General features: G+C 58.3%; 13 protein-coding genes. 6 read left to right on the top strand and 7 right to left on the bottom strand.

The genetic code is table 11. The features are described 5' to 3' along the window. Window positions 1-9: 9 nt before the first annotated feature. The 6 genes from lnt to V8683_RS26210 all read left to right on the top strand — a co-directional run bounded on the left by lnt (window position 10) and on the right by V8683_RS26210 (window position 7,401). The gene (lnt, locus tag V8683_RS26235) at window positions 10-1,737 is read left to right on the top strand and encodes an apolipoprotein N-acyltransferase (RefSeq protein ID WP_411188528.1); all 1,728 of its coding nucleotides are present in this window, start codon (window positions 10-12) and stop codon (window positions 1,735-1,737) included. 159 nt (window positions 1,738-1,896) lie between these two features. Next, window positions 1,897-2,904 carry a glycine--tRNA ligase subunit alpha gene (gene glyQ, locus V8683_RS26230; RefSeq protein ID WP_411188527.1) on the top strand — a complete coding sequence of 336 codons (1,008 nt, stop codon included), beginning with the start codon at window positions 1,897-1,899 and terminating at the stop codon, window positions 2,902-2,904. 16 nt (window positions 2,905-2,920) lie between these two features. Next, entirely contained in the window at window positions 2,921-5,020 is a 2,100-nt protein-coding gene (glyS, locus tag V8683_RS26225; protein WP_411188526.1) for a glycine--tRNA ligase subunit beta, read from the top strand. Between the two features lie 30 nt (window positions 5,021-5,050). Next, complete coding sequence (gmhB, locus tag V8683_RS26220) at window positions 5,051-5,614, top strand: D-glycero-beta-D-manno-heptose 1,7-bisphosphate 7-phosphatase (RefSeq protein ID WP_411188525.1); 564 nt, start codon at window positions 5,051-5,053, stop codon at window positions 5,612-5,614. 74 nt (window positions 5,615-5,688) lie between these two features. Continuing rightward, window positions 5,689-6,450, top strand: a complete 762-nt coding sequence (locus tag V8683_RS26215; RefSeq protein WP_411188524.1) for a lysophospholipid acyltransferase family protein — start codon at window positions 5,689-5,691, stop codon at window positions 6,448-6,450. A gap of 72 nt (window positions 6,451-6,522) precedes the next feature. After that, window positions 6,523-7,401 (top strand): M48 family metallopeptidase, encoded by an 879-nt coding sequence (locus tag V8683_RS26210; RefSeq protein WP_411188523.1) that lies wholly within the window; start codon window positions 6,523-6,525, stop codon window positions 7,399-7,401. 1 nt (window position 7,402) lies between these two features. Here V8683_RS26210 and V8683_RS26205 read toward each other — a convergent pair whose 3' ends face one another. The 7 genes from V8683_RS26205 to wecC all read right to left on the bottom strand — a co-directional run bounded on the left by V8683_RS26205 (window position 7,403) and on the right by wecC (window position 14,452). After that, the gene (locus tag V8683_RS26205; RefSeq protein ID WP_411190497.1) at window positions 7,403-7,618 is read right to left on the bottom strand and encodes a serine O-acetyltransferase; all 216 of its coding nucleotides are present in this window, start codon (window positions 7,616-7,618) and stop codon (window positions 7,403-7,405) included. Window positions 7,619-7,852: 234 nt separating this feature from the next. Further along, a complete protein-coding gene (locus V8683_RS26200) occupies window positions 7,853-9,067 on the bottom strand; it encodes an oligosaccharide repeat unit polymerase (RefSeq protein ID WP_411188522.1) in 1,215 nt (404 codons plus the stop codon). A 9-nt stretch (window positions 9,068-9,076) separates the two neighbouring features. Continuing rightward, window positions 9,077-9,772: a WecB/TagA/CpsF family glycosyltransferase gene (locus V8683_RS26195; protein ID WP_411188521.1), complete on the bottom strand. Its 696-nt coding sequence runs from the start codon at window positions 9,770-9,772 to the stop codon at window positions 9,077-9,079. A gap of 70 nt (window positions 9,773-9,842) precedes the next feature. Then, window positions 9,843-10,664, bottom strand: coding sequence for a heparin lyase I family protein (locus V8683_RS26190; protein WP_411190496.1), 822 nt, complete (start codon window positions 10,662-10,664; stop codon window positions 9,843-9,845). Beyond that, window positions 10,664-11,695 (bottom strand): glycosyltransferase family 4 protein, encoded by a 1,032-nt coding sequence (locus V8683_RS26185; RefSeq protein ID WP_411188520.1) that lies wholly within the window; start codon window positions 11,693-11,695, stop codon window positions 10,664-10,666. The genes V8683_RS26190 and V8683_RS26185 overlap by 1 nt, the downstream gene beginning before the upstream one ends. A 146-nt stretch (window positions 11,696-11,841) precedes the next feature. Continuing rightward, window positions 11,842-13,080, bottom strand: coding sequence for an oligosaccharide flippase family protein (locus V8683_RS26180; RefSeq protein ID WP_411188519.1), 1,239 nt, complete (start codon window positions 13,078-13,080; stop codon window positions 11,842-11,844). Window positions 13,081-13,207: 127 nt separating this feature from the next. Next, window positions 13,208-14,452 (bottom strand): UDP-N-acetyl-D-mannosamine dehydrogenase, encoded by a 1,245-nt coding sequence (wecC, locus tag V8683_RS26175; protein ID WP_411188518.1) that lies wholly within the window; start codon window positions 14,450-14,452, stop codon window positions 13,208-13,210. Between the last annotated feature and the right edge of the window lie 216 nt (window positions 14,453-14,668).

Below are 14,668 nucleotides of genomic sequence, written 5' to 3'. Positions count from 1 at the left end.
CCCGATTCCATGTCCGAACCGATCGACTCCCGCACGCGCACCGGCGCACCCATCGAAGCGCCGACCGAGGCACCGCAGGACGCCACCGGCGCCGCGCGCCGGGCGCTGCCCGTCTGGCACTATCTCGCCACCGCCGCGCTGGGCGCGCTCAACACCCTTTCCTTCGCGCCCACGCCGCACGGCGGCTGGCTCGAAATCGCCATCTTCGCGGGCTTCTACTTCTGGCTCACGCGCACGACCGGCTGGAAGAGCGCGCTCTTCACGGGCTGGGCCTTCGGCTTCGGCAACTTCGTGAGCGGCGTCTGGTGGCTGTACGTGAGCATGCACGACTACGGCGGCATGCCCGCGCCGCTCGCGGGCACCGCGCTCGTCCTGTTCTCGCTCTATCTGGGGCTCTATCCCGCGCTGGCAGCGGCGGTCTGGTCGTTCTGCGCGGGACATGCCCGCAACGGCCTTGCGGACGACATTCCGTTCTCGCCCACCTGGCACGGCGCGTTTGCCTTCGCGAGCGCATGGGCGCTCGGCGAATGGGCGCGCGGTTATGTCTTTACCGGCTTCCCGTGGCTCGCGAGCGGCTACGCACAGGTGGACGGCCCGCTCGCCGGCTACGCCCCGATCGCCGGCGTGTATGGCGTGGGCTGGGTGCTTGCCCTCGTCGCGGCGCTGGTCGCGCAGGCGCTGGTCCGCGCGTGGGCGCTGAAAGGCCGTCCCTCCGGCGACGAGCCCGCGGCGCCGGCCCAACGCCGCAGTGCGCCGCGCGCCGCCGTCGCGATGCCGGCGGGGGTCGCGGTGGCCGCGATCGTCGCCGGACTGCTGCTGCCGCTCGTGCCGTGGACCGAGCCTACCGGCGCACCGCTCGACGTGCGCCTTCTGCAAGGCAACATCAAGCAGGAAATGAAGTTCTCCGATGCCGGCACGATGGCCGCGCTCGGCGAATTCCAGCAGCTCATCACCGAAAAACCTGCCGACCTCGTCGTCACGCCCGAAACCGCGATCCCCGTGCTGCTGCAAGACATGCCCCAGCCCTTCGCCCTCGCGGTCCGGCGTTTCGCCGACTCCACCGGCACGGCCATCCTGTTCGGCGCGATCGGCGGCACGATCACGCCGGACGGCCGTATCGTCGACTTCACGAACAGCCTCTTCGGCATCACGCCGGGCAAGCCCGGGCTCTATCGCTACGACAAGCACCACCTCGTGCCTTTCGGCGAATTCGTGCCCCTGGGCTTCCACTGGTTCGTGGCCATGCTGAATATCCCGCTCGGCGACATGGCCCGAGGCCTGCCCGTGCAAGCGCCGTTCCTCGTGCACGGCCAGCCGGTGGCCGTCGATATCTGCTACGAAGACATCTTCGGCGAAGAGATCGCCCGCACCGTGCGCGAAAATCCGGCCTCGCCCGGCATCCTCATCAACTCGACGAATCTCGCCTGGTTCGGCGACACGATCGCGCTCGACCAGCATCTGCAGATCGCGCGCATGCGTTCGCTCGAAACCGGCCGGCCCATGCTGCGCGCCACCAATACCGGCACCACCGCCGCCATCGACGCCCACGGCCGCGTGATCGCGCGCCTGCCCACCTTCACGGCGGGTTCGCTCGACGTGCGCATCGAAAGCACAGCGGGATTCACGCCTTACGTGACGAGCGGCAACAATACCGTGGTCGCGATTTCGCTCCTGATGCTGGCGTTCGGCTTCGCCTTCGGGCCGGGACGGCCGGGGCGCGGCAAGACCCCGCACTAACCTCACAATCGCCGCCCAGGTCTCAATACCGCGCCAATCCGGTAAAATTCAACGTTTTAGCACCAGGCCGTCGCCCGGCCAGGGCTGCCGGGCACCTCGCCCGTGCGCGCCGCCGGGGCCGTGGTTTCCTGCCCCAAAAAAGCAAACTGCAGGCATTTCATGCTCACGTTTCAGCAAATCATCCTGACGCTCCAGTCCTACTGGGACAAGCAGGGCTGCGCGCTGCTCCAGCCGATCGACATGGAAGTCGGCGCCGGCACCTCGCACGTCCACACCTTCCTGCGCGCGATCGGCCCCGAGCCGTGGCGCGCCGCGTACGTGCAGCCGTCGCGCCGCCCGAAGGACGGCCGCTACGGCGAAAACCCGAACCGTCTGCAGCATTACTACCAGTACCAGGTGGTGCTCAAGCCCGCGCCGGAAAACATCCTCGACCTGTACCTCGGCTCGCTCGAAGCCCTCGGCTTCGACCTCAAGCAGAACGACGTGCGCTTCGTCGAGGACGACTGGGAGAACCCCACGCTCGGCGCCTGGGGGCTCGGCTGGGAAGTGTGGCTGAACGGCATGGAAGTCACGCAGTTCACCTACTTCCAGCAGGTGGGCGGCCTCGACTGCAAGCCGGTGCTCGGCGAAATCACCTACGGTCTCGAACGTCTCGCGATGTATCTGCAGAAGGTCGAGAACGTGTACGACCTCGTCTGGACCGAGTGGGAAGAGCAAGGTCCGAACGGCCCCGAGCTGCGCCGCCTCACCTATGGCGACGTGTACCACCAGAACGAAGTCGAGCAATCCACGTACAACTTCGAGCACGCGAACGTCGACTTGCTGTTCACGTTCTTCAACGCGTACGAGGGCGAAGCGAAGCGCATGATGGAGCAGCAGCTCGCGCTGCCCGCCTACGAGCTCGTGCTCAAGGCCGCGCACACGTTCAACCTGCTCGACGCGCGCGGCGCGATCTCCGTGACCGAGCGCGCCGCCTACATCGGCCGCATTCGCGCGCTCTCGCGCAGCGTGGCGCAGTCGTACTACGAGTCGCGCGAAAAGCTCGGCTTCCCGATGCTCGGCAATCCGGTGCACGGCGTGCCCGGCCTCACGACCGACGAACAGGAAGCCGCGATGCCCGCGTGGGCGCCGCCGCTGAAGGTCGAACGCAAGTTCGACGAGGAATGACCGGATCACCAGAACAATGACCCAAGCCCATCACGCCACTCTCCTCGTCGAACTGCTCACCGAGGAACTGCCGCCGAAGGCCCTCGCGCGCCTTGGCGACGCCTTCGCCGAAGGCATCGCGCAGCGCCTCGCCGCGCGCGACCTGATCGAAGGCGATCTCTCGTTCGAACGCTACGCCACGCCGCGCCGCCTCGCGGTGACGATCAAGAACGTGCGCAGCGTCGCACCCGAAAAGCAGGTGCGCGAAAAGGTGCTGCCCGTTTCGGTCGCGCTCGACGCCAACGGCCAGCCCACCGCACCGCTCGCGAAGAAACTCGCGGCGCTGGGCTTCCCCGACTTCCCCGTGAGCGACCTCGAACGCGCCTCGGACGGCAAGAACGAAGCGTTCTTCCTGCGCTACGCGGCGCCCGGCGCGACGCTCGCCGACGGCCTGCAGGCCGTGCTCGACGAAGCGCTCACGAAGCTGCCGATCCCGAAGGTCATGACCTACCAGCGCCCGGACGGCAGCAACGTGCAGTTCGTGCGTCCCGTGCATCGCCTGACCGCCCTGCACGGCGACCAGATCGTGCCGGTGAGCGCATTCGGCGTGGACGCCGGCGATACCACGCGCGGCCACCGCTTCCTCTCCGAAGGCCCGATCGCCATCACGCGCGCCGACGACTACGCGCACACGCTCCAGCACAAGGGCTACGTGATCGCGAACTACGCAGACCGCCGCGAATCGATCCGTTCGCAACTGATCGCCGCGGCCGGCGACGACAAGGTCGTGATGCCCGAAACGCTGCTCGACGAAGTGAACTCGCTCGTCGAATGGCCGGTCGTGTACGCATGCAAGTTCGAGGACGAATTCCTGCAGGTGCCGCAGGAGTGCCTGATCCTCACCATGCAGACGAACCAGAAGTACTTCGCGCTCACGGACGACCAGGGCCGCCTGCGCTCGCGCTTTCTGATCGTCTCGAACATCGCGACCGATACGCCGGACGAGATCGTCGAAGGCAACGAGCGCGTCGTAAGGCCGCGTCTGGCCGACGCCAAGTTCTTCTTCGAGCAGGACAAGAAGAAGCCGCTGGCCGACCGCGTGCCGCTGCTCGCGAACGTCGTGTATCACAACAAGCTCGGCTCGCAGTTGCAGCGCGTGGAGCGCCTCGAAGCGCTCGCGGGCGAGATCGCGCAGCAGTGCGGCGCAAACGTCGAGCTCGCGAAGCGCGGTGCGCGCCTCGCGAAGGCCGACCTGCTGACCGACATGGTGGGCGAATTCCCCGAGCTGCAAGGCACGATGGGAACGTACTACGCGCGCCACGACGGCGAGGCCGAGGAAGTGGCCATCGCGTGCTCGGAACACTACCAGCCGCGCTTTTCCGGCGACGCGCTGCCGACCACGACCACGGGCACGGTCGTCGCACTCGCGGACAAGCTGGAAACGCTCGTGGGCATCTGGGGCATCGGCCTCGCGCCCACCGGCGAAAAGGATCCGTTCGCGCTGCGCCGTCATGCACTGGGCGTGCTGCGCATTCTCGTCGAGAAGCAACTGCCGCTCGACCTGGTCGTTCTGCTGCGCGCCGCACAGGCGCAGTTCGCCAACGTGCCCGCCGTGACCGACTCGACGGCCGCGATCTACGAATTCTGCATGGACCGCCTGCGTGGCGTGCTGCGCGAGCGCGGCTACGCCGCCGCCGAAATCGACGCAGTGCTCGCACTGAACCCGACGCGGCTCGACGACATCGTCGCGCGCCTCGACGCCGTGCGCGAGTTTGCAGCGCTCGCCGAAGCGGCTTCGCTTGCCGCCGCGAACAAGCGCATCTCGAACATCCTCAAGAAGTCCGAGATGGCCGACGATGCCGGCGTGCAGATCGCGCTCTTCGTCGAAGCCGCGGAAAAGGCGCTGCATGCGCAGCTCGAACAGGTCGCGCCGCGCGTGGAATCGCAGCTCGCTTCGCGCGAGTACACGGGCGCGCTCACGGCGCTCGCGGCGCTGCGCGAAACGGTCGACACGTTCTTCAACGACGTCATGGTGAACGCCGAAGACCCGGCGCTGCGAGCCAACCGCCTCGCACTGCTCAAGGCGCTGCACCGGCAGATGAACAGCGTCGCCGACATCTCGCGGCTGGCCGCGTGATGCCACTGGCCCACTATTGAGCGCGACGCCATGCCGACCAGCTCCAGCAGAAAACTCGTGATCCTCGACCGCGACGGCGTGATCAACGTCGACTCCGACGCGTACATCAAGTCGCCCGACGAATGGATCGCGATCCCCGGCAGCCTCGAAGCGATCGCCCGCCTGAACCAGGCGGGCTACCGCGTCGCGGTGGCGACGAACCAGTCGGGCATCGGCCGCGGACTGTTCGACACGGCCGCACTCAACGCCATGCACATCAAGATGCACCGCCTCGCGGCCGCCGTGGGCGGACGCATCGACGCGGTGTTCTTCTGCCCGCACACGGCGCAGGACCACTGCGACTGCCGCAAGCCGAAGCCCGGCATGCTGAAGATGATCTCGGAACGCTTCGAAGTGGCGCCGGAGGAAACCGCGGTGGTCGGTGATTCGCTGCGCGACCTGCAGGCGGGCGCCGCGCTCGGCTTTCCCACGCATCTCGTGCGCACCGGCAAAGGCGAAAAGACCCTCGCTGCGGGCGGCCTGCCCGAAGGCACGCAGATCCATGACGACCTGCGCGCGTTCGCACTCGACTTCCTCGCCAACGAGTCCGCCTGAACTCATGCGACGCTAACCCGACCGGGTGAGGCGCGCACAACGGCGCCACCCGCTCAATCCTCCCGGCCCGACCGATGCGCTTTCTCCGCTCCCTGCTGCTGTTCATCTACTTCATCGTGTTCACGATGCCGTACGCGACGGCGTGCTTCATCGCGTTCCCGTTCATGAACGCCGACCGGCGCTACTGGATGGCGGTGGGCTGGTGCCGCACGACGCTGTTCGTCACGCGCTGGCTCAACGGCATTCGCTACCGGATAGAAGGCATGGAGAATCTGCCCGACGGGCCGGCGGTGATCCTCTCGAAGCACCAGTCGGCCTGGGAGACGCTTGCCTTTCCCGCGCTGATGCCGCGTCCGCTGTGCTATGTGTTCAAGCGCGAACTGCTCTACGTGCCGTTCTTCGGCTGGGCGCTCGGCATGCTGAAGATGGTCCATATCAACCGCAAGGAAGGCAAGCATGCTTTCGGTTCGGTGACGCGCCAGGGCAAACAGCGCATGGCGGAAGGCGCGTGGGTCATCATGTTCCCGGAAGGCACGCGCACGCCCACGGGCAAACAGGGCAAGTACAAGACCGGTGGAGCACGCTTCGCCATCGAAACCGGCGCACCGGTCGTGCCGATCGCGCACAGTGCGGGCCGCGTCTGGCCCCGCAACTCGTTCATCAAATATCCGGGTATAGTCACGGTGTCGATCGGCAAGCCGATCGAGACGACCGGACTCTCGCCCGACGCCGTGAATACGCGCGTGGAAAAGTGGATCGAAGCCGAAATGCGACGCATCGATCCGGCGGCGTATCGCGAGACCGATGGCGCGTCGGCCAATACGGCACGCATCTGATGTGCGCGGGCCGCAACTGAGCGACGCGAGCATCGCGCACGCAGCACACGCTCAATCGCACCCGACCTGACGATGCAGAAGTCCAACACGCCGCGGCCTGCTGCGGCGCTCGATAACCGGCAGCTCGACTTGCCGCTTTTTAGGGAAGCGGCGCCGGACGTGCTGCCGGGTTCGCCCTCGCCTACACCGACACCCTCACAGCACCCGGGCAAAGCGCCGCTCGCTCCGGACGGCACGCGGCTGCGCAGTCTCGCCCTGGGTGCCCGCACACTGCATTACCGGCTCAAACGATCGTCGCGTAAATCGATCGGCTTTGTCATCGACGGTACCGGGCTTTCCATCACGGCACCGCGGTGGGTCACACTTGCCGACATCGAAACGGCTATTGCCGAAAAACAGCGGTGGATTTTCGCGAAACTGGCCGAATGGCAAACGCGTGTGGAGCAGCGCGCGCTGCCGCGCGTGGAATGGGAGAATGGGGCGGAGCTGCCCTATCTCGGCAAGCCGATACGGCTGCGGCTTGGGGCTTCCGTTCTCGACTTCGATGAGGCAACGCGCGTGCTCGCTTTGCCATTGCCGCCACATGCCGATTCGCAGCAGATCAAGGATCGCGTGACTGGATGGCTGCAAGGCGAAGCGACACGGGTTTTTGGCGAACGGCTTGGGGTCTATGCCGCGAAGCTTGGGGTTGCGTTCCGGTCTTATGCGCTTTCCTCTGCGGCCACTCGCTGGGGTAGTTGCTCGAGCGAAGGGCGGATCCGGCTCAACTGGCGGTTGATTCATTTTCCGCTGTCCGTTGTGGACTACGTCGTGGCGCATGAACTCGCGCACCTCAGGGAGATGAATCATAGCCCGAGGTTCTGGCGGACCGTGGAGTCGATTTTTCCGGAGTTTCGGGAAGCGAGGAAGGCACTCAAGCAACATCCGCCGGAGATGGTGCCGGGGATGTGAGTTAGAGTTGCCTATCCGCAATTTTGTCCAGAACGATCTTTGCAGGCACCCCAACTACCGTCGAATACGCAGGAACATCCTGCAACACTACGGAATTAGCGCCTATTTTAGCGCCCTTACCGACCACAACCGGCCCGAGAATGCAGGCTCCAGCGCCAATCAAGACATCGTCCAGTATAACCGGTGCCCCTGGTTTTCCGCGTCCACCAATAACCACGTTGGGAGAAATAATTATATTATTTCCCAACCTGGCATGTCGATGCACAACGATTCCCAAACCTTGGTAGCCAAATACTACATTCTTACCCACTACCACCGAGGGTGGAAGGGATACACTAAACACTATCCTGTTGATAATTTTCAGAATCCACGGGATAAATGGCACGCCGCAATTGAAAAAAAATCTCGATACCCTATATATATAAATCAAGATCAATCCCTCCAAAAAAATTCACCCTTGTCCGCCCAAATTATTTTTCATTGCGTCGAATATCTTTATCAAAACTACAAAGAATCCAACAAATATAAAATTCACGTCCCAATATCCAGCGTGAATCGACATCAAGCTTAATGAAAAGAAATAGCAAAAGCAAAATCTGGAATCCACGCCATGCGAAAATGCGTAATTCCGATACCAGCGAATAAACCAGGCAATCAAAAACAAGCCGACAAATACCCCAACATACCCAAAATCCGTATATAAAGCCCCTTGCAGCGTCGGTGTAATGCTCATCGGGCGCCCTGCAACCCAACGCGCCCCAGTCAAATCACCTATAACGTTTCTCGCCCCCCAATGCTTGCCCGGAAGAAGAGTCTCAAAGTTGCTCATCATCAGGCCGCCATACATAGGCTCCTTCAGCGCGATGCCTATTTTTGCGATCGTGCTTTGGCTGAAATCGAACATCGACAATGCGGGCACCAACGGCAAAATATATTTATGGGCCAGCACAAAATTGAAATCGACATTTTCAAAAAAGCGCGCAACGTCGTAGTTCTGTGAAATTCTGAAGAGTGAAAGGCAAGCCGCAAACAGGCCAAGTGCGCCGCCAACAAATACGCTTAACCAAATAGCACGCGAACCCGAAAGCCTAAAAACCACCCAATAGCAATAATATGTCAGGACAAAAGCGAGCACGGGCGATCTATAGCCCAGAATCAAAATCCCAACTATGTAAACAATTGGCTGAAATATCCCGGGGCGTTTTTTTCTCTCTAAATCCGATATCATCCTTGTCAATATCCAGAAACCATACAGCGGAGCCAGATTTGAAAGCAACGCCGAATTCTGGAATCTCGCCTCCCCTTGCAGCAACGGAAGGCCATGATTAAGTACAATAGCCGCAGAAATACAGAAAGCAAAAATCAGGAAAAACAGGATTGTCAGTTGCTTCGATTTTCTGAATTTTTTTAGAGCTACCGGTTGCCGGATTTTCAAGCGCGGCGCCGAAAAATACCCTATGAAAAGCCCCGCCATGCCAATCGCAAATAATTCCCAGCACAGTGTTTTATCGTATGTCCCCTTGATGATCCACGGAGCATCCACTAAACCAAGAACGTTATAACCCGCATAGGCAGCTACAAAGATCGCAAATGGATTGGCTCGACGGAATATATTGGCTTCCCCTTTGGGGGCTCGCCTTGCATCATCCAGATCACTAGTCTTCATAATAATCGCCTAGGCCCAATATCTTCTTATGTACGCATGTGCAAGCATTATCGCGAAACGGCTATTTGTAACGAGATATCGACGCCACATCCGACCTGGCTCCTGGAAAACGCGATACAGCCATTCAAGGCCTGCTTTTTGCATCCAAATCGGTGCGCGACTAACCCTTCCAGCTACGACGTCAAACGTACCACCGACTCCCATCACGAAGTCGACTCCCAGTTTATCTTTCCATCGATTAATAAACACTTCCTTCTTCGGTGAGCTAATGGCAACGAATAACAGCCGAGCCCCTGATTTTCTTATCTTCTCGACAACCTGCGCCTCATCGTTTCCGAAATATCCGTGGTGCAATCCTGCCAGCTTTAAATTCCGGTAGCGATGGCAACATTGTCTTGCGGCCTCCTCGACGACTTCGGAAGTTGCCCCTAGAAAGAAGACGGGGAATTCATGCGTCTCCGCCATCTGAAGAAGGCGCTCAAAGAGATCGACTCCCGCGACACGCTCCGGAACGCGAAGACCAAGAAACCGTGCCCCCCAGACCACACCCATACCGTCAATATTGACGATATCGCATGCGCGAACTGAATTGGCGAGATTTTCATCGGACTGCATGTTCACAATTTTTGCGACGTTTACGACAACGTGCTGAGTGAACCGTCCAGCCTCGATTCTTTCGGTTATCCAGCTAACTGAGTCGTCCATGGTTACTGCATCCATAGTACAACCGAATAAATTGATGTGATTCCATTGACTTCTGCTTGGCATTTGTCTGTCACCTTGCTACTACGTATATCGAGACCGGGCCATAAAAAATAGAAATTCTGTTAATGTCGGTAGGTTTTTTATTCCAATCCGGCTTATAGAGCCCAATCTTAAAATAAGAATCCTCGACTCCCGGGTACGCGTTAGGGTGTCCCTCGGAATCAAAGACGAGCAGATCGTCCTTGAACAGCCTGGTACTTGCGACGTTCCCCGTTTCGTCGGAAACGTAGTCCAACTTCCAGTTCACCCATCGCCCCTTGTCTTTGTCCGCACAGCAAAGCCACTCTCCAGCCGAGACTTGCTCGTGATGTACGCCACCATGCTGGGAAATGGCGTACTTCGCTCCCTCAAGGGCGAGCGCTACAGTCGGGCCACCCAGCCAGTGACCCTGATTAATCTGAGTAATGATTACCAGCTGTTTAGCATCGAATTCAAAATCCGACGGAAGCAAAGTTGACCATTTCACTATATATTCTTTACCCTGCTCAAAGCGAACAGGTGCTGGAAACAAAAGCTCTCCACGTGGAACACCGTTTTCAACGTGTGCGAAATCTTCGCTCCGGTTTAGTGTCACCCGGAGTACTCTTTCGAATTTTCCAGTTGGATCGGGAATCACTTCGAGATCGCCTGCGTTTGCCTGGACACCAAATGCTTTCGAAATCCCTTTGGCCCAATCAGCGCTAAATAGCAACGTAGGCTGAGGCCTGCCGTTGCTATTCGCGATAGCCGCGCTCGCGAAGACGCACCCCGTCGTAAGGAAGAAAACCATCAGACAGCGAACAAAGAAAAATCCCGGCAGAGTCGCAACCGGGCCGGTTCGCTTTTCTTTCATCAAGCCCTCGCCATCATATCTTCGTAACATTCTGTGTATTTCTCAATTACACGAGCCGTCGAATATAGATCGATCGCGCGTCGGGCTCCGGCTTTACCCATTCTTTCCGCCAGGAAGCGGTCCTCGATAAGCATCCGGATACACCGTGCTAATGCGCCCTTGTTCGATTTTTCGACGAGAAATCCAGACACCTGATTTTCGACAAGATCGGGGAATCCACCGATATTTACGCCAACAACGGGCAGACTACAAAACATGGCTTCCAGCGTTGCAATGCCGAATGCTTCGTAATGGCTCGGCATGCAGAACAGCCTGGCGTTACGAAGGAAATTTATCTTCTCGTCCCCGTCTAACCAGCCCCAAAAAAACACCTGATCGTCAATCCCAGAAGATTCGGCATACCGCGCCCACTTCTTCGTGTCCCCGGTTCCAGCCAACCGAACATCAACGCGCACGCCCTCATACTTCAAGAGGCTCACAGCCGCCAATAAGTCCCTGACGCCTTTTTCTTCGGTAAGACGGCCGGCAAAGGCCACGTAATTGGTCGCACCCTGTTGGTCTGTCTGCCCGTCATTTCGACCGGCAGCTTCCTCTATAAACCGGGCAGAATTGCCAATGATGTGTAATCGCCCAGCGTCGGCCCCAATGTTTACGAGCTCGAAACCTACTGCATTGGAAACAGCTACCGTTGCGCAAGCTTTAGCGACAAAGTATTCGATAGCAAACTTGATACACTTACTGCTTTGGGCCCAGAAATCGGTAAAATTCCCGGCATGCAAATGAAATATCGTTTTCCTTTTGAGCAATTTCGCCAAAATGAAAAAAATAAATTTCCGAACGAACGAGCCCTTTACCGAAACATGGAAATGAACAATATCGGGAAAGCGCATCATTTTCCATACGAACTGGGGGATATCAAAAAACAGGAATTTCAATTGCCCCCTCTTATTCCCGAATCCGCCAGTTTCAAATGATGATATCTCGATTCCCCGGACACGAAAATTTTCCTGCTCCCGTGCCAACTCGTCCATAACCGACGCAATTCCACCTCGCTGTCCTCTTCCGGGGCCAACGTGAAGGACCTGAATCGTCTTTGTGGACCTGGAACTCTTCATTTTCACGCTATCCAATATAATTTCGCTGAACCCGGACACCAAAGCTGACCTTTACATCAGAATCATTTAAATGAAAAAAGAGAAAGAATTCTTCTTGATCTTTCATTCCAAAAAATCAACGCCACGTAGATCATAAATATGATCGCTTCAGAAATGACAAATGCTTCGGCGGCGCCCTTCGCTCCGAGCTTGGGTACCATAGCCAGCGAGAGTGTTATATTTATCAGCCCAGCAACGAATATTGACACCGATCTCTTTCTGCTCGCACCTGAGGGCACCAATATCTGCAAACCTATAAAATAGGCAAGATTTCCGAAGATAGCGGAAAAGCAGAGCACGAAAAGAACGTTCCCAGCACCTTGAAATGCGGCTCCAAGAACGATTCGAACAATGAGGTCTGAATTGATTGCGATAACAGACACAGTCGCGGCAGATATAATCGCTGTTGCAGATACCCCATAGACGATAAGTTTCGCTGCTACTCTTCGATCGGATCGGAGCAAACGCTCAATCCGTGGGTACACAACCGCACTTATTTGTGCAGGAACAAGATTCGCCACAACCCGGATTTTGTCCGCACCTGCATATATCCCAGCAGCATAAGCGCCGGAAAAATGCATCAAAATAACTGAATTAGCGGATCCGAACAATGTCACAGAAGCTGTCGCAACAAACATATCCGTTCCATCCCGCAGTTGCTTCATGATCGAGGAAATTTTTAGAACGGGCCTCCCTATATAACCCTCTTTGTAAGCGATCAGAAGCGAAATAAATGCGGCGACGATTGGTCCCGTTGCCTGAATTGCAGCCGCGATGCAGATATCATCCGGTTTTTTGACCAGGAAAAATGTCAAAGGCACTGTGACCAAGCGATTGGAAAACACCAAAGCAGAAATTAAATTGAATTTCTCCAGCCCTTGAAATAACCAGTACACAGTGCAAACATTTGCCGCAACACCACTCCATGACACCAAAAGCACAATCTGCGAGTCCCTGGTTCCGGTGCCCAGAGCTATATAACCCAATAAAAAAGCCGTGCATATAGCACAAATCAGAGCTTTCCCACCAATCACGGACCAGATCAGGTGATTTGTCGCTTCTCGATTAGAACGACATGCAACAACAGCTCGCGGTCCACTTAGACTGAATCCCCACTCGGAGAGCAATGCACCATACGCGGCGATTGACATCGCGTACGCAAGGAGCCCGAAGTGTTCTGGGCCCAGCACACGGGTCAAGTAGGGAAACGTGGCAAACGACGCGATGTAGTTGCCGGCCAAGGACATGACCATCAAAAACACATTTCGCCCGACACGCCCGCTGTTCTCAGACCGGCTCCGCACAACAAACGCCCCCTACCTGTAGTAACGTAATCCACCATTTCCTGGGCGAGGTGCTCGCGCGGAGCACCCTCCATTGACCCAAGGATCAGGAGCGAGCCAACACCCCACGCGTATCAATCACGACCTTGGCCTGCAGGCGAATCGGATCGACCTGCTTGAACTGCGCGTGGTCGACCAGAATGACAATGACGTCTGCTTCGGCCATCACCGTGCGCAAATCACCAAGCCTGAGACGACCCTCGAGTGCATCGGGCAGGTTACGAATGTTTGGCTCGACAGCGACGACTTGTCCTGGGAACCTGTTCGCCAGCTCTTTGGCTATCTCCACTGCGGGGCTCTCGCGCAGGTCGTCGATATTCGCTTTGAACGCAAGGCCAAGACATGCAATCTGCGGTTCCCGAAACCGCTTTGCCGCCCTCTCTACGCGCTCAACCACCCAATGGGGCTTATCGTCATTCACCGTGCGTGCCGCGCGAATGAGTCGCGCCTGCTCCGGCGCCGAATCGACAATGAACCACGGATCGACAGCAATACAATGGCCACCCACGCCCGGCCCCGGCTGCAGGATGTCGACACGAGGATGCCGGTTTGCCAGTTTGATCAATTCCCACACGTTGATATCCAACCGGTCGCAGATCAGCGAAAGCTCGTTGGCGAAAGCGATATTCACATCGCGGAATGAATTTTCGGTGAGCTTGCACATTTCCGCAGTTCGTGCGTCTGTGACGATGCATTCGCCACGTACGAAGACCTGGTATAGTTCGCGTGCCGCTTCACTGCAGCGTCGTGTCATGCCGCCGATTACCCTGTCGTTTTCGACCAGTTCGCGGATCACATGTCCTGGCAACACGCGTTCCGGACAATGCGCGACACGCACGTCCGACATGTCGCCCACCTGCTGCGGAAATGTGAGGTCTGGCCGCATTTCCGCCATCCACTCGGCCATTTGGGCGGTCGCGCCGACGGGCGAGGTCGATTCGAGTACGACAAGATCACCTTTCTTCAAAACCGGCGCAACCGCGCGGCTTGCTGCTTCGATATACGAGAGATCCGGCTTATGCCCGTCTGTAAACGGCGTGGGTACGGCGATAAGAAATGCATCGGCAGGTTCCGGGTTGGTTGTCGCCCGCAAATAACCCTGCGAAACAGCGGCGTGCACCAACATGTCGAGTTCCGGCTCGACAATATGAATTGCGCCACGATTTATGGTATCGACCGCGTACTGATTGACATCAACGCCAATCACTTTCTTTCGACGTGCGGCAAAAGCCGCTGCCGTCGGCAATCCTATATAACCCAAACCAACAACCGAAATGGTTTCAAAGTTCATGATGATCTAGCCTTATTTCCTGATGTCGTCATGCCGCTCGAACCGCAGCACCCAACCAACCATTCAGCACGTGCGCAATTCGATCGCACGCGTCCCCATTGCCATATGGGTTATCGCCTCGACTCATCGCCGCATAGATTCCGCGATCGTCCAGCAATTGTGGAGCAATCGTCAATAGTGGTGTACGGGCGGGACGGCATGATCAGGCGGCCAGCG

The sequence above is a fragment of the Paraburkholderia sp. AV2 genome (assembly GCF_054968425.1).
This window is presented reverse-complemented; position numbering and strand designations above follow the sequence as displayed.